This is a genomic window from Streptomyces sp. NPDC053048 (genome assembly GCF_044547045.1).
Classification (GTDB): Bacteria; Actinomycetota; Actinomycetes; order Streptomycetales; family Streptomycetaceae; genus Streptomyces.
In genome coordinates this window covers 92,820-110,602 of record NZ_JBITZS010000004.1, presented here as the reverse complement: position 1 = coordinate 110,602, position 17,783 = coordinate 92,820, and the positions used below count along the sequence as shown (strand labels likewise).

The following is a 17,783-nucleotide window of genomic DNA, read 5'->3' as shown; positions in this document are numbered from 1 at the left end:
CCGTGCGACGTCCCGTGGACTACGGACTGCTCGAAGAGACCATGAGCCGGGCCCGCGACGGCAGCGCGCCGCCCGGCGATCTCCTCGCCGCCGCCTCCGGGGCCCTCGAGGAGATCGCCTCCGGCCGGAGCGGCCTGCGGGCCGTCCGCCACCCGCTCGGATTCCTCTGCCTGCCCGTGCACCGGCAGGACGACCGGGGCGTGTGCGTCCACGTCTTCGACGCCGAGGCGCGCCGGGCGGCACCGGGCCTGACCACCTCACCGGTGCACGCGCACAGCTGGGACCTGGCCAGCTGTGTGCTGTACGGCAGGGTCGGCAATCTGCGGGTCCGGGTGCACGACCGGCCCGAGGCCCCCACCCACCGCGTCTTCGAAGTGCGCAGCGACGCCTCGGCGACCGACGAGATCCGGCCCACCGAACGGCTGGTGACGTACGAGGCCGGCCCCGAGGAGACCAGCACCGGCGGCGAGATCTACACCCTTCCCGCGGGGCACTTCCACGCCACCGTCGTGCCGCCCGGCACCGCCGCGGCCACCCTCCTCCTCGGCCGGTCGCTGCCCGGCCGCCGCGACCTGAGCCTCGGGCCGCTGCATGGCACCCTCCACCGGGTGGTACGACAGACATGCGACGTCGCGCACACCGCCCGGACCGCCCGCACTGTCCTCAGGAGGATCGATGGGCGCCATTCCCGATGACGACGGCACACCCTCCCGGCACCCCGGCTCCCCCTCCGACCCCTTCGCGGCGGAGTGCCGGGTCGCCGTGGCCGCCGCCCGCGAGGCCGGAACGCTGCTGCGCTCGCGCTTCGACGACGACTACGGCGTCCGGGCCAAGGGCGACGGGGGAGATGTCGTCACCGACCTCGACCTGATGGCCGAACGCGTGGTGGTGCGCCGCATCCGCGAGCACTATCCGCACGACCGGATCCTGGCCGAGGAGTCGGGAGCCGTCGGCCCGGCCGCCGCGGACACCCGCCGCACCTGGCTCGTCGACCCGCTCGACGGCAGCAACAACGTCGTCATCGGCCTGCCCGCCTACGTCGTCGGCGTCGCCCTGTGCGTCGACGAACGCGCCGTGGTCGGCGTCGTCCACGACCCGGTGACCCGGCGGACGTGGACGGCGTCGGCGGGCGGCGGCGCGTACGGCCCCCACGGCCGGCTGACCGGCCCCCGCCGTGCGCTGTCGCCGGCCGGGCCGCTGCTCGCCTGGACCCAGGGGCATTCCGTCGCCCGCCGCGACCCCGTGGCGCGCGCCCTCAAGGACGCGCTGGAGGGGCGCTGCCGCCGGGTGCTGCAGCTGTGGGCGCCCCTGCTGGCCTGGGCCATGCTCGCCCGCGGCGACATCGACGGCTTCGTCGGCTACCGCGCCGAGGCCATCGACCTGCCCGCCGGCATGCTGCTGGCGGCCGAGGCGGGCCTGGAGATCCGGGCGCTGGACGGCGGCGCGTTCCACGGCGGCGTCCACGGCCCCGACACCGACCGCAGCTTCGTCGCTGGCCGCCGCGAGGACATCCCCTACCTCCTCGACCTGGTCGCGCGCCGGACGGACAACAGCCGCCCCGCCGCCGTCATCCACTGACCGCCAGCGCCACCACGGCCGCCGGCACCGCGGCCAGCGCCAGCACCAGGCCCGTGACCGTGAAGCGCCGCAACGACACCCGCACCCCCTGCGCGTGACAGCGCTCGAACCACAGCAGCGTCGCCAGCGACGCCCACGGCGTCACCACCGGCCCCACATTGGTGCCGATCAGCAGCGCCAGCAGCTGGTCGTGATTGTCCACGGGCACCGCCGACTCCCCGGCCAGATAGACCGGAAGGTTGTTGAGCACGTTGGACAGCCCGCCGCCCACCGCCCCCGCCCGCAGCATGCCCAGCAGCCCGCCGTCCGGCCCCACCGCCGACGCCAGCACCTCGTGCAGACCGTTGACGTCGACGGTCTCCACCACCAGGAACAGCCCCGGCACCAGCACCAGCAGCCGCCACGGCACCAGGGACAGCCGCAGCACCGCCCGCTCCCGCACCGCGAAGGCACCCACCGCGACCACGGCGGCCGCGCCCGACGCTGTCCACAGCGGCACCGCGTCGATCAGGATGGCCAGCAGGAATCCCGCACACGCCAGCGCGCACACCCGGAACAGCACCCGGTCCGCGGGACGGTGCGGCGCGGGCGGCACATAGGCATCGGCACCGCGGGCGCCGCGCCGCCAGTAGAACAGCCACAGGCAGATCATCGTCACCGCCACCGACGCCAGCTGCGGCGCCCACATCCTGGCCGCCAGGCCCATCGGCGACAACGCCACCCGGTCCGCGGCCAGCAGGTTCGTCAGATTGGAGACCGGCAGCAGCAGACTGGCCGTATTGGCCAGCCACACCGTCGTCATCGCCAGCGGCACCGCCGCGATCCCCACCCGCCCCGCCAGCGCCAGCATCACCGGCGTCAGCAGCACCGCCGTCGTATCGAGGTTGAGCGTGATCGTCGTGACCGACGCGAACACCACGCACAACACGAACAGCACCGGGTAACTCCCGCGCCCCGCCCGCGCCACCCAGGCCGCCACCACGTCGAAGACCCCGGCACGGCTGGTCAGTTCGGCCAGCACGATCACCGTGCCGAGGAAGGCCAGCAGCGGGGCGATGCGCACCATCGCCTCCCCCGCGGGCGCCGCCGGCAGCAGACCCGTGGCCAGGCACAACAGACCGCAGACCAGCACCCCACCGGCCAACCAGTCCAGCACATGCAGACGTCGTAAGGCGGACACGGGCAAGAGCATCGCACAGCATCGCATTCGTGCGAACACAGTGACCCCGGGGGAGACCGTTCCTAGGATGGGAGCCATGGTCGCACGCCAGGAAGTCGCCGGGCAGCACCGGCTGTTGGACTTCTTCATCAGCTACTCGCCCGCCGACGAACGCTGGGCGGCCTGGATCGCCTGGACCCTGGAGGAGGCCGGCTACCGCACGGTCCTGCAGGCCTGGGACTTCGTGCCGGGCACCAACTTCGTCGACTTCATGGACCGCGGCGTCAGCGAGTCCGTCGCCGTCATCGCCGTCCTCTCCCGCAACTACGAGCGCTCCCGCTACGGCCGGATGGAATGGCAGGCCGCGCTGCGCGCCGACCCCGACGCCCCCGAACGCCGACTCATCACCGTCCGCGTCGAGGACATCCCCGTCGAAGGCCTGCTCGCCACCATCACCTACGTCGACCTCGTCGGCGTCCAGGACACCGCCGCCGCCCGCGAGCTGCTGCTCACCCGCGTCGGCCACGCCCTCGACGGCCGGGCCCGCCCCGAACGGCACCCCCGCTTCCCCGGCCACCCGAACGACCCAACCCACGCCGTGCCGAGCGCCCCGCCGGCACCGCCCGACCGGCAGCCCGGCAGCCCCGGCTGGGCCGGCCGCCGCCGCCCCGCAAGCCCGCCCGGCTACCCGCAGGCACCCGAAGGAGGCCGCGCCGGGGAAGGCGTCACCGTGCTCCACCTCGCCGGGCCCAGCTTCGGCCGCGGCGCCGACCCCGCCGAACTCCAGGCCGCCATCTGGGGCGACCTCGTCGAACTGACCGACGCCGGCGCCCCCGCACCCGACCTGCTTGTCGTCACCGGCGACCTCACCGCCTCCGGCAGCCCCCGCGAGTGCGACCAGGCACTGAACTTCCTCACCGGCCTGCGCTCCCGCCTCGGCCTCGCCGCCGACCGGCTCGCCGTCGTACCCGGCGGCCAGGACGTCAACCAGGCCGCCTGCCGCGCCTACTTCAGCACCTGCGAAGCCGACGAGATGCAGCCCCGCCCGCCCTACTGGCCCAAGTGGCGCCACTACGCACGGCTGTTCCAGGAGCTCTACCAGGGCCTCGGCATCGTCTTCGACAGCGACCAGCCCTGGAGCCTGTTCCCCGTCCCCGCCCTGCGCACCGTCGTCGCCGGCATCAACTCCTCGATGGCCTACAGCCACCGGACCGACGACCAGTACGGCTGGATCGGCCCCGAACAGGCCGCCTGGTTCGCCCAGGCGCTGCGCCCCTACGAACAGGAGGGCTGGCTGCGCCTCGGCGCCCTGCGCCACCCCCCGGAGACCACCCGCCCGCTCGACGCGGGCCCGGAACCCGCCGACGGCACCGGCCCCAGGACCCCGCGCGGCCCCGGACGCCCCCTGGGCCTCGACGGCAGCCGCGGCGCGGGCCCCGGGCGGCGCCCAGCCGCGACGCCGCCCCTCCGCGACACCGACGTCCTCGCCCGGCTCACCGCCCCCCGCCTGCACCTGCTGCTGCACGGCCCCACCGGCGACCACCGCACCGCCGGCACGCCCACCGCCTCCGCCACCCTCCTGCCCCTCGCCTCCCGCGAGCTGCCCGTCCTCGGCACCGCCGCCCCCGCCCGGCACCGGCTCCTCCAGCTCACCCGCGACGGCCTCACCCGCTGGCCGGAGAACCCCGAGGGGACACCCCGCACCCACGCCGTCGCCTGGCGCGCCGCCCACCACGCCTTCCCGCCCGCCTCCGGCGACGACACCCCCACGCACCCCGCGGGCACCGACGACCCCGCCGCGCAGGCCGCCGCGACAGGCCCCGGGCCGGAGACCCGCGCCGTCCAGGGCCCCCTCGACGCGCTCGTCGAACGCGTCGCCGACGTCTGCCGCATCCGCCACCAGGGCGTCCAGCTGCGCCGCATCCCCGGCGACCCGCCCAGCCTGCTCGTCACCTGGACCGAGGCCGGCTTCGTGCGCCAGCAGCGCGTCGGCGTCTGCTCCGGCACCCCCGGCGAGGAGGACGTCGACCGCTTCATCGACCACATCCACGCCTCCGACACCGAACCCGATGCCGAACTCGTCCACGACGGGCCGCCACCCGACCGCGCGCTGCGCGAACGCGCCCGCCGCCGCGGCGTCCTCGTCCGCAGCTTCACCGCCTTCCAGGGCCTGCTCGACCTGCGCGGCTACGTCGCCGCCCAGACCCGGCGGCTGGCCGACGACCCCCAGTACCGGCCCGCCCTCTACCTCCCCCAGCGCTACCGCGAACTCGAGCGCCCCGCAGGCGTCGAACGCGACGGCCTCGTCGACGACATGCTGCGCCTGCTCGACGCCGACCACGGCCGGTTCCTGCTGCTCCTGGGCGACTTCGGGCACGGCAAGACCTTCGCCCTGCGCGAGCTGGCCCGCCGCCTGCCCGGCGAACTGCCCCACCTCGTGCCCCTGCTGATCCAGCTCAGCGCCCTCGACAAGGCCCACACCCTCGACGGCCTCGTCGCCGCCCACCTGGCCGGCCACGGCGTCGACACCATCGACCTGCGCGCCTTCCGCTACATGCTCCGCCAGGGCCGCATCGTCCTGCTCTTCGACGGCTTCGACGAACTCGTCAACCAGGTCAGCTACGACCGCGCCGCCGACCACCTGCAAGTACTGCTCGACGCCGCCGTCGACAGCGCGAAGATCGTCGTCAGCAGCCGCACCCAGCACTTCCGCTCCCGGGCCCAGGTGCTGACCGCCCTCGGCGAGCGCGTCGGCCTGCTTCCGCAGCGCCGCGTCCTGGCCGTCCAGGAGTTCACCCCGCAACAGATCCGCTCCTACCTCGTCAACCGCTACGGCGACGAGCACGCCGCCGACCGCCGCGTACGGCTGCTGGAGGGCATCCCCGACCTGCTCGCGCTCTGCCGCAACCCCCGCCTGCTCAGCTTCGTCGCCGACCTCGACCACGAGCGGCTGCGCGCCGTCGCCGGCGCCGGGCGCGCCCTGAGCCCGGCCGGGCTGTACGAGGAGGTCTTCACCTCCTGGCTGCGGTTCGAGGAGCGGCGCGGCCAGGGCGCCCCCGGCAGCCCGCCCGGCCTGACCCTGGCCCAGCTGTGGCGAGCCGTGACCACGCTCGCCCTGCGCCTGTGGGAGAGCGGCGAGAGCGCCCTGCGACTGGACGAACTCCACGACGTGGCCGAGGTGCTGACCGAGCTCGCCGGCACCAGGATGTCCGTGCCCCAGGCCGCGCACGCCGTCGGCTCCGGCAGCCTGCTGGTGCGCACCGACGACGGCCTCTTCCGCTTCATCCACGGCTCCGTCGTCGAATGGCTGGTCGCCCGGGAGGCCGGGGCCCGCCTCGGCCGCGGCGACCAGGGGGAGGCCGACCTCCTCGCCCGCCACCCGCTGAGCCGGCTGGCCGTGGAGTTCCTGTGCGACCTCGCCGACCACCGCACCTGCCAGCAGTGGGCCGAACGGGCGCTGGCCGGCGAGGTGGGCACGGCGGACGGGGCCGTCGGCGAGACCGCCCGCGCCAACGCCGTCAAGATCCTCAGCAGGCTGCGGGTGCCGGCCCACACCGACCTGCGCGGCGCCGTCCTGGCCGGCGAGGACCTCTCCTACCGCGACTTCTCCGGCGTCGACCTCACCCGAGCCGACCTCACCGACGCCGGCCTGGTCGGCGCCGACCTCTCCGGCGCCGTCCTGCGCGAGGCCCACCTGTCCGGAGCCCGACTGGACGACGCCGACCTCTCCGGCGCCGACCTGCGCGGCGCCGACCTGCGCCGGGCCCGGCTCGTCCGCACCGACCTGCGCGGCGCCCGTGTCACCGGCAGCCGATGGCACCGCGCCGCCCTCATCAACGCGCTCGCCGGCCCCGACGTCCTGGACACCCCCGAACTGCGGGCCGCCGCCGTCGCCCCCGGCCTGCCCGCCGAGCCCGGCTTCCGGCCCCCCGCCGTCGGCGTTCCCTACGGCTTCGACATGCGCACCAGCCGCCTGCCGGAACCCGTCGCCTTCAGCCCCGGCGGCGAACTCCTCGCCCTCGGCAGCGAGGACGGCGGCGTCCTGGTGTGCGACGCCGCCACCGGCACCGCCCTGCGCACCCTCCAGGGCCACATGGGCCGCGTCTACGCGGTGAAGTTCCGCGGCTCGGTCCTGGCCACCGGTGGCGCCGACGGCACCGTACGCCTGTGGAACCCGGTCTCCGGCGCCTGCCTGCACCGGCTCGAGGTGCACCCCGGCGGAGTGTGGCCGGTCTCCCTCGACCGGACCGGGACGACCCTGGCCACCGGCGACGCCAACGGCACCGTCACCCTGTGGGACGTCGCGAGCGGCACGCCCGTCCACCGGCTGCCCGGCCACCGGGCACCGGTCTACACCGCCGTGTTCAGCCCCGACGGCTCGGTCCTGGCCACCGGCGACGCCGCCGCGGCCGTCCGCCTGTGGGACACCCGCTCGGGCCGGCCGCTCGGCGAACTCGCCGGCCACCAGGGAGCGGTCTTCCGCGCCTCCTTCAGTCCCGACGGCACCCTGCTCGCCACCGGCGACATGGGCGAGGACGGCCGCGGCACCGTCCGCGTCTGGGACGTCGCCGCCCGCCGGCTGCGCCACGCCTGCGCCGGCCACCCCGGCCGCGTCTACACCCTCGACTTCCACCCCTCCGGCGAACTGCTCGCCAGCGGCGACACCGAGGGCCACGTCCTGCTGTGGGATCCGCGCACCGGACGTTCCGCCGGGGCCCCGCTGCGCAGCGACGGGGCCGTCTACCAAGTGGTGTTCGCCCCCGAGGGCGGCATGCTGGCCGCGGGCGGCAGCGACGGCTCCGTCCGTCTGTGGCGGGTCACCCAGGACCCGGCGGGCGGCCCCGGCTGGTCGGCCACCGCACTGCGCCGCCAGCCCGCCGACCACCAGGGGTCCGTATGGGCCTGCCGGTTCCGCCCGCACGGCGGCACCGGCGGCCAGGAGCCCGCCCCGCTGCTGGTCTCCGCGGGCAACGACGGGGCGGTGCGGCTGTGGGACACCGCCACCGGCCGGGGCGGGAACATCCTGCGCGGCCACGGCCGCAAGGTCGTCGGCCTGGCGTTCGACGACGGCGGGACGCACCTGGCGGCCTGCGGCAACGACGGAGTGGTCCGCCTCTGGGAGCCCGCCACCGGCCGCGGGCTGCGCGAGCTCACCGGGGACAACGACCGCCTCGTCTCGGCCGTGTTCACCCCCGGCACACCCCTGCTCGCCACGCCCAGCAGCGACGGCGACGTCTACCTGTGGAACGCCGCCACGGGCGAGTACCAGCGCGAGATCGACGCCGAGACCGACCACGTCTGGGCCGAGGCGTTCAGCGCCGACGGGCAGATCCTCGCCACCGCCAACGACGACGACACCGTGCGGTTGTGGTACCGCAGCACGGGCGCGCACGTGACCACCCTCGACCAGCACCGCGGCCGGGTGCGCTCCATCTCCTTCACGGCCGACGGCTCGATGCTGGCCACCGGCTGCGACGACAGCTTCGTCCGCCTGTGGGACCTCGCCGCGAGCCGCCCGGTCGCCGAACTGCCCGGCCACACCGACCGCGTGTACGCGGTGGTCCACGGCCCCGGCGACGCCTGGCTGGCCAGCGCCTCCTGGGACGGGCAGGCCATCGTCTGGCAGGACGGCGTCCTCCGCCACCGGCTGCGCGGCCACTCCGGCAGGCTGTGGACCGCCGCCGCCCACCCCGCCCGCCCGTTGCTGGCCACGGCCGGCGACGACCGGAGCATCCGCCTCTGGGATCCCCTGACCGGCCGGGAGACCGGCCGTCTGACGGGCCACACGGGCCGCGTCCTCACCCTCGCCTTCAGCCCCGACGGCACGCTGCTGGCCAGCGGCGGCGAGGACGGCACCGTACGGCTGTGGACGGTCCCGGCCGAGGGCACACCGACCGCGCGGGCCACCCTGATCGGGGTGCCGGGCGGCTGGGCGGCGCTGTCCCCCTCGGGCGGCTACAAGTTCGACGGGGACGTCGCGGGCGAGTTCTGGCACGTGGTCGGGATGTGCCGGTTCGAGCCCGGCGAACTGGACGACCACCTGCCGGGCGTCCGCCGCCTGGCTCCGGACGAACCCCTGTGACCCCCTGTGACAGGCGCCCCGGGCCGGCCGCGGAGTGTGGCTACTGGTGGCCCGGCGGCACGTGAGGTTCACTGGGGACATGCCTCTTGACGGTGTATACGAGCCGAGTACCGCCCAGTGGGTACGCGAGCAGGTGGAGCTGTACGAGAGCTCCGGCGGCACACAGGGCACCACGATGCGCGGCATGCCGGTGATCGTTCTGACCTCGGTCGGGGCGCGGTCCGGCAAGCTGCGCAAGACCCCCCTGATGAGGATCGAGCACTACGGCGACTACGCCGTGGTGGCCTCCCTGGGCGGCGCGCCCAGGCACCCGGTCTGGTACCACAACCTCAAGGCCAACCCGCACGTCGAGCTGCAGGACGGCCCGGTCAAGCACGACATGGTCGCCCGTGAGGTGACGGGCGAGGAGAAGGCCCTGTGGTGGGGGCGCGCCGTCGAGGCGTACCCCGACTACGACGACTACCAGGCCAAGACCGACCGGGAGATCCCGGTGTTCGTCCTCGAGCGCGCCCCCGTCGGCTGACGGCCCGCCGGCCCGGTGACTACGGGCCGGCGAACTCCACCGCCGCCACGCCCTCGCGCGACGCCCGGTCCAGCAGCACCACCGAGGCCGCCTCCGCTATGGCCTCCGGCAGCGGGGCCGCGTCCGCCGGGTGGCGGCCGTCCCCGGCGAGGGTGCGCAGCAGCCGGTCGAGGCCCCGCCGGTGGCGGGCGAAGGCGCGGGCCGGGGCCCGGCGGCCGCGCGCCTCCTGGCCCGCCAGGGCCTCGGCCGTTCCCACGTCCAGCAGCACCACGTGCAGCTCACGGCCCTGGAGCCCGGCGGTCCTCGCCAGCCAGCGGCGCATCCAGGGCCGGCCGCCGCAGTCGTGCACCAGGAGCGGCCCGCCGGCGCGCACCTCCGTGCGCAGCCACCGGAAGTGCTCCAGGCGGGCCCAGGGCCGGTAGACCGCGTACGGCAGCCGGGCGGGCATCACCGACTCGCAGGCGACGTGCACGGTCCGCGGGTCGATCACCGGGGCGGCCGCGGACCAGCGGCGCAGCAGGGTGGACTTGCCGCTGCCGGGCAGTCCGGAGACGACGACCACCGCACCGGGTGGATAGGCCAGTACGCCGGGTACGGGCCCAGGCCCCCGCAGATCGACCAGACCGCGCGGACGTAACCCCGGCTCGCCCGTCGGCGCGGTCCTCGCCACCGCCGTGGCCGAGCCGCCTGTATCGCTCACTGCCGTCCCCTGTCCCTGCCGGTCGTCGACAGGTGTGCCGACAGCTGGGGAGACGTTCCGACGGTCCGGTCGGTTTCCCGGTCCGGCCGTTTCGTGCCGTTTCTCACTGTCGTTCTCGGGTCGGCGTCCCGGCGCGGGACGTTCTCACCGTGGGTGCGCGGCGAAGATCCGGTCGAGGTGGTAGTCGATGGTGTGCCGGACGTCGGCCAGGGTGCGGCGGCCGTGGAGGACGTCGATGCCCAGGCCGGTGACGCCGGCCACCAGCAGGTCCGCCTCGCGGCGCGGGTCGGGCGCGGTCCCGCCGGACCCCGGCGGCCCGATGAGGCCGGCCACGAGCTCCTCCAGCGGCTGGGCGTCGTGCAGGAAGACCGCCGCCAGCCGGTCGTCGGTGAGGCTGCGCGCGTAGTAGGCGGCGAACACCCGCAGGGCCGTGCGCCGTTGGTCGTCCAGGGGCAGGAACTCCTCCAGGACCGTGCGCAGCAGGGCGCGGGGGTCGGTGGGATCGCGCAGGGCCCCGGCCCGTGCGCGGGCGTGGCGGTCGTTCTCCTCGTGCAGCATGCGCAGGGCCGTGACCAGCAGCTGGTGCTTGCTGTCGAAGTGGTACTGGACCACGCGCAGGGACACTCCCGCCTCCGCGGCGATCGTCCGCAGGGAGGCGGCGTCCAGCCCCCGCTCGGCGGCGACGCGCCAGACCGCCTCGACGATCTGCCGGCGCCGCCCGGAAGGCGCGGCCGCGGCCGCGGTACCGGCGTCGGCCGCCTGCGGCACGGGCGGGTTCCTGCGGCGCCGGTAGGCCCTGGCCTGGCAGCCGCGCGAGCAGTAGGCGGGCGGCCGGCCGCGGGCCGCCGGGCGCAGGAGCGTGCCGCAGACCTGGCACACCGGCTTCTTTTCGTCACGCACTCCCGCAGGATAACTTCAAGAATGTGTGACGCAAAACGGTATTGAGCAGGGAAAAGGCGCTCTTTCGACTCCCGTGATTGTTACGGTCGTAACGTAGGACGTCGGCAAACGGGAGCCGGAGGCGGCAATGGACGAGGGTTGGTACAGGCTGGGCATGCTGCTCGTGCTCGTGGCGGGATTCTGGGAAGGCGTGATGGCGATCGTCTTCCGGGTGTTCACCGACAAGGAGCCCAGCGTGATGACGGCGGTGAACTACCTGCCCGCTCCCTGGTGCCACATCGCGGCCGTGGCCGTGATGATCGTCGCCTTCGCGGTCATCGCGGTCCTGGACGCCCGGCACAAGCGGGTGCTGCGGGCCGGGAGCGGCGAAGGAGGTGCGAGCGACGCGGACAGTGTCCGGAATGGGGGGTGATCGTTGAGCAAAGCATGAAGAATCACCACACCATGCGTGTCACGGCGGGCTCGGTCCTCCTCGCCGCCTGCGGCCTCGCCCTGTGCGCGGGCACCGCTCAGGCGGCCGACGAGAGCGGGGCCGCGCCGACCCCGCTGGCCGACCGGGTCTCCCGCCTGACCTCCGTGGACGCCGCGCCCGTCGGCCAGGCCGCCTCGATGGTCAAGGACGAGATCCCCAAGGAAGCGAGCGGCCGGCTCTACGTCCGCTCACCCCTCGCCGACCTCTGAGGCGGGCGCCAGCACGACGAAGTCCGCGCGGGAGGGGTCGAGGCAGACGGCCAGCCGCCCCACCCCCTCCGCGTCCTCCGGCCCCATCTGCACGCTGCCACCGTTGCCCGTGATCGCGGCGACGGTGGCATCGCAGTCCGCCACGGCGAACACCGGGTGCCAGTACGGCAGCCCGTTGTTCAGCGCGAGGTCCTTCGAGGCGAGCCGCATGATGCCGCCCTGCATGCGCTCCTCGCCGCAGCCCGCGGGCGTGACGAGCGAATACGTCCCACCCCCGCCCGGCAGCGGGATGTCCGAGGTCCGCCAGCCGAACAAGGAGCCGTAGAAGCTCTTCGCCGACGCGTCGTCCGTGGTGTACAGCTCGGTCCAGGCCAGCGTGCCCGGCTCGTCGACCGCCTCCAGGCCCTGGCTCGTGCCGGGCTGCCACACCGCGAACCGGCCGCCCTGCGGATCGGTCAGCTGTGCCATCCAGCCCTCGCCGTCGGCGTCCACCGGTGCGACGCGCACCCTGCCGCCCGCCCGCTCGGTGGCCTGTGCCACGGCGTGGACGTCCGAGGTGTTGAAATAGATCATCCACGCCGACCGGGCCCCCTCCTCCGTGAGCCGCCCGAGCCCGCCCACGGTCCGTCCGCCGAGCTTGAAGACGCCGTAGCCGGCCATCTCGGCGCCCGCCGACTCGAACTCCCAGCCGAACACGGAACGGTAGAAGGCCGCCGTCGCGGCCACGTCCGGCGTACCCAGGTCGATCCAGCAGGGGGAGCCCGGACGGAAATCAGTGGTGATCATGGCGTGGCCTCCGGAGTCCTCGGCGGTGTCCGGCCAGCGTGCCACCGGCCACCGGCGCGCGCCCGCCGGAACAGGGCCGTTCGGCCCCCTCGCCCCGGGCCGAAAGGGCACTTCGGCGCGCTGGCATACTGCGGTGCCATCCCACCCCCCGTCAGCGGAGATCCGGCCTGTGAACAGCACCACCAGGGGCAACGACTACTACGCGCTGCTGGCGCGCCACGACGCGATGCGGCTGCGCCGGCGGCTGCTCTCGCCCGGGTCCTTACCCTCCGGCCCGCCGTCCCCGTCGCGGCCCGACGCCCCCGACGAGGCCGACCGGCAGCTGATCCTCCGGCAGCTCCCGCTGGTCACGCCCTTCGAAGAGCTCATCACCCACCTGTACGAGGTGATGTTCCGCCGCTGGCCCTACCTGCGGTCCCTCTTCCCCGAGTCCATGGCCTTCCAGCGGGAGCACCTCGCCCGCATGTTCCACTACCTGACGGACCATCTGGAACGCCCCGAGGAAGTGACGGCCACCTTCACCCGGTTGGGCCGCGACCACCGCAAACTCGGCGTCCGCCCGGCGCACTACGAGGCCTTCGAGGCCTCGCTGTGCGAGGCCCTGCGGCTGCGCCTCGGCCCGCGGTGGACCGTGGAGCTGGAACAGGCCTGGCTGCGCATGCTCAGGACCGCCGTCGAGGCCATGGTCGCCGGCGCGGACGCCGCCATCGGCGAACCGCCCTCCTGGCACGGCCGGGTGACCGGCCACGAACTCCGCCGCCCGGACCTCGCCGTGATCCGCGTCAGGACCCATGAGCACTACCCCTACCGGGCCGGACAGTACGGCGCGCTGGAGTCGCCGCTGCTGCCGCACGCCTGGCGCCCGTACTCCATGGCGTGCGCGCCCCGGCCGGACGACGTCATCGAGTTCCACGTCCGGCGCACCGGCACCGGCGGAGTCAGCGAAGCGCTCGTCGACCGCACCGGCGTGGGGGACACCCTGCGGCTGGGGCCCGCGACCGGCGCGATGACGCTGGACGGGGAGCTCGAGCGCGACCTGCTGCTGGTGGCGGGCGGCACGGGCCTGGCACCGGTCACCGCCCTGCTGGAGGAACTCGCCGCCCGCCCGTCGGGCCACCGCCTGGTCCACCTCCTCGTCGGCGCCCGCAACCGCGCCGACCTCTACCACGCGGACCGGCTCGCCGAACTCGAGAAGGCCAACCCCTGGCTGCGCGTGGTGCCGGTGCTCGGTGAAGGCCCCGGAGCGGGCCGCACCGGCAGCGTGGTCGACGCCCTCGAGCGCCAGCGCGGCGACTGGTCCAACCGGACGGCCTACGTCAGCGGTCCGCCCCGGATGGTCGCCGCCACCGTGCGGCAACTGACCGGCATGGGACTGCCCGCGGACCGTATCCACCACGACCCGCTGCCCGACGCGAGCGCGGCGCGGCCGTGAGTCAGGGCAGCAGCCGCTGCTCCTTGGCCACCGCCACCGCGCCCGCGCGGGTGTCCACGCCGAGCTTGGCGTAGATGCGGCCCAGGTGCGTCTTGACCGTCGCCTCGCTGATGAACAGCGCCCGCGCGATCTCCCGGTTGCCCAGCCCCCTGGCCAGCTGACCGAGAATGTCGTGCTCCCGCTCGGTGAGCCTGGCGGCCGCCGGGCCGCTCCCGCGCATCCGCGCCATCACCCGGCCGACGACGGGCGGCGAGAAGGCGGTACGTCCCTGGGCCGCCGCGTGGATCGCGGCGAACAGCTCCTCCGGGCGTTCCGCCTTCAGCAGATAGCCGGTGGCCCCGGCCTCGATCGCCCGCCTGACGTCCGCGTCCGTGTCGTACGTGGTCAGCACCAGCACATAGGGCCCGGCGGGCTCGGCGGTGATGCGGCGGGTGGCCTCCACCCCGTCGATGCCGTCCCCCGCACCGGCACCCGCCGGGCCCAGCTGCAGGTCCATCAGCACGACGTCCGGCTCCAGCCGCGCGGCCAGCGCCACCGCCTCCTCGCCGCTGCCGGTCTCCCCGACCACCTCGATGCCCGGCTCGCTGGCCAGCAGGGCCAGCAGGCCCGCGCGCACGACGACGTGGTCGTCGCACAGCAGAAGACGTACGGGCGTGCTCATGAGGACTCCGGGGAGGGCTGGTCGGACAGGGGGACACAGACGGAGACCACCGTGCCCTCGCCGGGCGCCGACTCCACGCTGAGCCGGCCGCCCACCCGCTCGGCACGGGCGCGCATGGCCGGCAGGCCGTGCCCGCGGCCCCCGCCCTGCCGGCGCCCCGCGCGGGCGTCGAAGCCGCGTCCGTCGTCGGCCACGTCGAGGACCACCTGGTCGCCGAGACAGGTGAGGGTCAGTGCGGCCGTCCGGGCGCCGGCGTGCTCACGGACGTTGGCCAGCGCGCCCTGGGCGATGCGGAAGAGGGCCGCGTCGACGCGCTCCGGCAGCGGGCCGGGCGTGCCCTCCAGGTGGAAGCGCACGGTCAGGGTGCCGGTCGACTCCCGCTCGGCCAGGGCCCGCAGGGCCCTGGCCAGCGGTACGCCGGCGGCCAGGTCCGGCGGCGCCAGGTCGTGGACGAAGCGCCTGGCCTCGGCCAGGTCGCGGGCGGCGACCTCGGCGGCCGTGCGGACATGGGCGCGGGCCGTCGCCGGGTCGGCGTCCCAGACCCGGTCGGCCGCCTGCAGCAGCATCCGCTGGCTGGACAGGCCCTGGGCCAGCGTGTCGTGGATCTCCATCGAGAGCCGCTGCCGCTCCGCCAGCGTGCCCTCGCGCCGCTCGGTCGCGGCCAGTTCGCGGCGGGTGCGCAGCAGGTCGTCGATCAGCGCCTGCTGCCGGGCCGCCTGCCGTTCCATGTGGACGAAGACAGCCGTGGCCATTGCGGCGACCGTGGGCGGGGCGACGACGAGGTTGGGGTCGAAGCCGAACAGGCTGATCTGGGCGGCCACGACGAAGAGCGTCAGGACGCCGATCAGGGCGAGGGCGGCGCGCGTGGGCAGCGCGCGCAGGCCCGTGTAGACCAGCGGGATCGCGCACCACGCGAAGCTCGGCGCCAGCACGACGAGCACCACCCACACCACGACGAGCGCCCCCAGCCACAGCCGTGCGTCGAGGACCCCGCCGGTGCCGTCCCGGCCGGCCGCGTACAGCAGCGCGAGGACCACGCTCAGGGCGATCACCCACAGCGTCCGCGGGTCGCCGGGGTGGCGCATCAGGAAGCGGACGAGGGAGGCACCCAGGAGCAGGAAGAACGCGGTGTGCCGGACGGCGGCCAGCCACCAGGCGTCGGGCTCCCGGCCCGGACCCGGCTCCCGGCCGGCTGTGTGCGCTGCGTCGGCGTGCACGTACGTCGTCTCCTTTCGCTTCCCGGCGGGCCGTCCCGCCGATGCCTCCGTCTCTGTCCTAAACCGTGCGGAGCCCGTCCGCATCATCCGATCGGTTGACACGGCGTCGTCCGTTCCGCCTCGGCGGAGCAGCCGGAACGATGATCCACCAGGGGTGGCCCGGCTCCGAGGATGAAGACGTTCCCTTCGTTGGTCCCTCGGACAAGGAGTCCCCATGCAGACCACCCGGCGTTCCTCCCGTCGTCTGTCCACCCGTGCCCGCGTGCTGACCGGCATCGCGGCGGCCGCCGCCGTCGGCGCCGGCACCTTCGGCGCCGTCTCGGCGACCGCTTCCCCCGCGGCGGACCAGGCCGCTCCCGTGCAGGTCGGCGGCGGCGCCCTGACCCAGTCCTCGCACCTGTCGGTGGACGCGGCCACCAAGGTCGCCCAGGCGGCGCTGGCGGCCGCCAGGAAGGACGGGCAGAAGGTGACCGTCGCGGTCGTCGACCGCAACGGCAACACCCTGGTGACCCTGCGCGGCGACGGCGCGGGCCCGCAGTCCTACGAGTCCGCCCAGCGCAAGGCGTACACGGCCGTCTCCTGGAACGCCCCCACGTCCGAGCTCGTCAAGCGCCTGCAGCAGGCCCCCAACCTCAAGGACATCCCCGGCACCCTCTTCCTCCCCGGCGGCACCCCGGTCCAGGCCAAGGGCGCCCCGGTCGCGGGCATCGGCGTCGCGGGCGCGCCCAGCGGTGACCTGGACGAGAAGTACGCCCGCGCGGGCGCTGCCGAGCTCGGCACGGCCAAGTAGCCGACCCCTTCAGCGGGCCCCGGTGGCCCGGGAGAGCGTCAGCCGCAGGAACCGCGGCCGGTAGATGCCGGCGCGGCGGATGACGTCACCCGGGTCCAGGCTGTTGACGTTGTAGGAGACCACGAGCTCCCGGTGGCCGCGGCGCGCGAGCTCCGGGTGCTCGTGGGGGTTGTAGGCGAAGACGTCCGGGTCGCGGTACGTGCCCCGCGGCCCGGCCTCGGGCGCCGTGTACACCGTCAGCGGCCGGGTGAACGGGCCGCCGGGCGAGCGGGACCAGGCGATCTGCGTCTCCGCGCTGAACGACACGTCCGCGCGCTGGGTCACCAGCGCGTACCAGGAGCCGTGCCGCACCACGCTCACCTCGTCGGAGGTGCGCAGCGCGACACCCCCGGGGCCGGCCAGCCGGGCGGCGTCCGCCTCGCGGCCGGACCAGCCGCCGCGCGCGGTCCGATACCGCCAGGGCCGCCGCAGGTCGGAGCCGGAGACCCGGGCCAGCCGCAGGTGGCTGCTGCCTTCAGGAGTGCGTTCCGTCCCGTAGATGTAGGTGTGCCCGCCCTGCCGCTCCAGCCACGCGCCCCACGCGATACGGGCCGAGGACGGCAGGGGGGTGAGCGACACCGGCCGGGCGTAGGCGCCCGCGCGGAACCTGGCCAGTACGTTGCCGCGCCAGGCGATGTCCAGCGGCCCGCTCCCGGTACGCGCGTAGCGGGCGTAGACGACGCTCACGCCGTGCCCGTCGGGGATGCCGGCCCGCGCCCAGTACCAGTGCCCGGAGCCGGGGACGGAGACGGGCGCCGCGGGCCGGCCCGTCCGGTCCCGGCCGGTCACCGTGCGCGGCACGTGCGCGGTCCACAGCACGAAGCTGTTGTGCACGAAGGGGGTCGTCCCGCCCTCGCCGACGACGGGGGAGCGGGAGCCGTCGGGCCGTACCGTGCCGAGGAAGGTGTCCGAGAACACCCACAGTTCACCCGCCGGCGTCGGCACGGAGTACGTGCTGTCCCCGCCCGTCCAGTGATCCGGTGAGCGGCCGCGGTCGGCGTACGCCCCGAACGCCGCGTCCAGTGCCCGCGCCGGGCGCACGTCCACCACGCGCGGCGGCCCGGCGGCCGGGGCGGCTCCCGACGGCGAGGTGAAGAGCGCGGCGAGCGCGAGGGCCACGGCGGATGCCCGCAGGGCGCGTTGCGAGACGGACTTCTTCATGACATGGAGAACGAGCCACGACGCCCGGCGGCGCTCTGGCCAGAGCCGTCGCCGTGCGTGAGGATGTTCCCGCG

At 75.0% G+C, this 17,783-nt stretch carries 15 protein-coding genes; 8 read left to right on the top strand and 7 right to left on the bottom strand.

Going from position 1 to position 17,783, the window contains the following annotated elements; translation table 11 throughout:
* Positions 1-2 precede the first annotated feature (2 nt).
* Positions 3-695 carry a hypothetical protein gene (locus tag ACIG36_RS11625; RefSeq protein WP_399925598.1) on the top strand — a complete coding sequence of 231 codons (693 nt, stop codon included), beginning with the start codon at positions 3-5 and terminating at the stop codon, positions 693-695.
* Positions 676-1,578 carry an inositol monophosphatase family protein gene (locus tag ACIG36_RS11620; RefSeq protein WP_399925596.1) on the top strand — a complete coding sequence of 301 codons (903 nt, stop codon included), beginning with the start codon at positions 676-678 and terminating at the stop codon, positions 1,576-1,578. The genes ACIG36_RS11625 and ACIG36_RS11620 overlap by 20 nt, the downstream gene beginning before the upstream one ends.
* Here the strand turns inward: ACIG36_RS11620 and ACIG36_RS11615 are convergent.
* Positions 1,568-2,770, bottom strand: a complete 1,203-nt coding sequence (locus ACIG36_RS11615) for an SLC13 family permease (RefSeq protein WP_399925594.1) — start codon at positions 2,768-2,770, stop codon at positions 1,568-1,570. The two genes, ACIG36_RS11620 and ACIG36_RS11615, sit on opposite strands and share 11 nt — an antisense overlap.
* 64 nt (positions 2,771-2,834) lie before the next feature.
* Between ACIG36_RS11615 and ACIG36_RS11610 the strand changes: the two genes are divergently transcribed.
* A complete protein-coding gene (locus tag ACIG36_RS11610; RefSeq protein WP_399925592.1) occupies positions 2,835-8,819 on the top strand; it encodes a TIR domain-containing protein in 5,985 nt (1,994 codons plus the stop codon).
* 79 nt (positions 8,820-8,898) lie between these two features.
* Positions 8,899-9,342, top strand: a complete 444-nt coding sequence (locus tag ACIG36_RS11605) for a nitroreductase family deazaflavin-dependent oxidoreductase (protein WP_399925590.1) — start codon at positions 8,899-8,901, stop codon at positions 9,340-9,342.
* Between the two features lie 19 nt (positions 9,343-9,361).
* Here ACIG36_RS11605 and ACIG36_RS11600 read toward each other — a convergent pair whose 3' ends face one another.
* Together ACIG36_RS11600 and ACIG36_RS11595 are read right to left on the bottom strand one after the other, a co-directional pair.
* Complete coding sequence (locus tag ACIG36_RS11600; RefSeq protein ID WP_399925588.1) at positions 9,362-10,042, bottom strand: AAA family ATPase; 681 nt, start codon at positions 10,040-10,042, stop codon at positions 9,362-9,364.
* 144 nt (positions 10,043-10,186) lie between these two features.
* On the bottom strand, positions 10,187-10,942 hold the full coding sequence (locus ACIG36_RS11595) for a TetR/AcrR family transcriptional regulator (protein ID WP_399925587.1): 756 nt from the start codon (positions 10,940-10,942) through the stop codon (positions 10,187-10,189).
* Between the two features lie 127 nt (positions 10,943-11,069).
* Here ACIG36_RS11595 and ACIG36_RS11590 point away from each other — a divergent pair, with 127 nt between their 5' ends.
* A complete protein-coding gene (locus tag ACIG36_RS11590) occupies positions 11,070-11,354 on the top strand; it encodes a hypothetical protein (protein WP_399925586.1) in 285 nt (94 codons plus the stop codon).
* 14 nt (positions 11,355-11,368) lie between these two features.
* Positions 11,369-11,623 (top strand): hypothetical protein, encoded by a 255-nt coding sequence (locus ACIG36_RS11585; RefSeq protein ID WP_399925584.1) that lies wholly within the window; start codon positions 11,369-11,371, stop codon positions 11,621-11,623.
* Here ACIG36_RS11585 and ACIG36_RS11580 read toward each other — a convergent pair.
* Entirely contained in the window at positions 11,603-12,409 is an 807-nt protein-coding gene (locus ACIG36_RS11580) for a VOC family protein (RefSeq protein WP_399925582.1), read from the bottom strand. The two genes, ACIG36_RS11585 and ACIG36_RS11580, sit on opposite strands and share 21 nt — an antisense overlap.
* Before the next feature lie 169 nt (positions 12,410-12,578).
* Between ACIG36_RS11580 and ACIG36_RS11575 the strand changes: the two genes are divergently transcribed.
* Positions 12,579-13,841, top strand: coding sequence for a globin domain-containing protein (locus ACIG36_RS11575; RefSeq protein ID WP_399925580.1), 1,263 nt, complete (start codon positions 12,579-12,581; stop codon positions 13,839-13,841).
* A gap of 1 nt (position 13,842) precedes the next feature.
* Here ACIG36_RS11575 and ACIG36_RS11570 read toward each other — a convergent pair whose 3' ends face one another.
* Both ACIG36_RS11570 and ACIG36_RS11565 read right to left on the bottom strand, forming a co-directional pair.
* Positions 13,843-14,502, bottom strand: a complete 660-nt coding sequence (locus tag ACIG36_RS11570; RefSeq protein WP_399925578.1) for a response regulator — start codon at positions 14,500-14,502, stop codon at positions 13,843-13,845.
* Positions 14,499-15,719: a sensor histidine kinase gene (locus tag ACIG36_RS11565; protein WP_399925576.1), complete on the bottom strand. Its 1,221-nt coding sequence runs from the start codon at positions 15,717-15,719 to the stop codon at positions 14,499-14,501. The genes ACIG36_RS11570 and ACIG36_RS11565 overlap by 4 nt, the downstream gene beginning before the upstream one ends.
* Positions 15,720-15,933: 214 nt before the next feature.
* Here ACIG36_RS11565 and ACIG36_RS11560 point away from each other — a divergent pair, with 214 nt between their 5' ends.
* Positions 15,934-16,509 carry a heme-binding protein gene (locus tag ACIG36_RS11560; protein WP_399925574.1) on the top strand — a complete coding sequence of 192 codons (576 nt, stop codon included), beginning with the start codon at positions 15,934-15,936 and terminating at the stop codon, positions 16,507-16,509.
* A gap of 9 nt (positions 16,510-16,518) precedes the next feature.
* On the opposite strand, the gene ACIG36_RS11555 is transcribed toward ACIG36_RS11560, so the two are convergent.
* The gene (locus ACIG36_RS11555) at positions 16,519-17,709 is read right to left on the bottom strand and encodes a hypothetical protein (RefSeq protein WP_399925572.1); all 1,191 of its coding nucleotides are present in this window, start codon (positions 17,707-17,709) and stop codon (positions 16,519-16,521) included.
* Between the last annotated feature and the right edge of the window lie 74 nt (positions 17,710-17,783).

Excerpts from the sequence above, each read along its gene's own strand:
- ACIG36_RS11620 (WP_399925596.1), top strand. The coding sequence starts at position 676 with ATGGGCGCCATTCCCGATGACGACGGCACACCCTCCCGGCACCCCGGC.
- ACIG36_RS11615 (WP_399925594.1), bottom strand. The coding sequence starts at position 2,770 with ATGCTCTTGCCCGTGTCCGCCTTACGACGTCTGCATGTGCTGGACTGG.
- ACIG36_RS11610 (WP_399925592.1), top strand. The coding sequence starts at position 2,835 with ATGGTCGCACGCCAGGAAGTCGCCGGGCAGCACCGGCTGTTGGACTTC.
- ACIG36_RS11605 (WP_399925590.1), top strand. The coding sequence starts at position 8,899 with ATGCCTCTTGACGGTGTATACGAGCCGAGTACCGCCCAGTGGGTACGC.
- ACIG36_RS11590 (WP_399925586.1), top strand. The coding sequence starts at position 11,070 with ATGGACGAGGGTTGGTACAGGCTGGGCATGCTGCTCGTGCTCGTGGCG.
- ACIG36_RS11585 (WP_399925584.1), top strand. The coding sequence starts at position 11,369 with ATGAAGAATCACCACACCATGCGTGTCACGGCGGGCTCGGTCCTCCTC.
- ACIG36_RS11580 (WP_399925582.1), bottom strand. The coding sequence starts at position 12,409 with ATGATCACCACTGATTTCCGTCCGGGCTCCCCCTGCTGGATCGACCTG.
- ACIG36_RS11570 (WP_399925578.1), bottom strand. The coding sequence starts at position 14,502 with ATGAGCACGCCCGTACGTCTTCTGCTGTGCGACGACCACGTCGTCGTG.
- ACIG36_RS11560 (WP_399925574.1), top strand. The coding sequence starts at position 15,934 with ATGCAGACCACCCGGCGTTCCTCCCGTCGTCTGTCCACCCGTGCCCGC.
- ACIG36_RS11555 (WP_399925572.1), bottom strand. The coding sequence starts at position 17,709 with ATGAAGAAGTCCGTCTCGCAACGCGCCCTGCGGGCATCCGCCGTGGCC.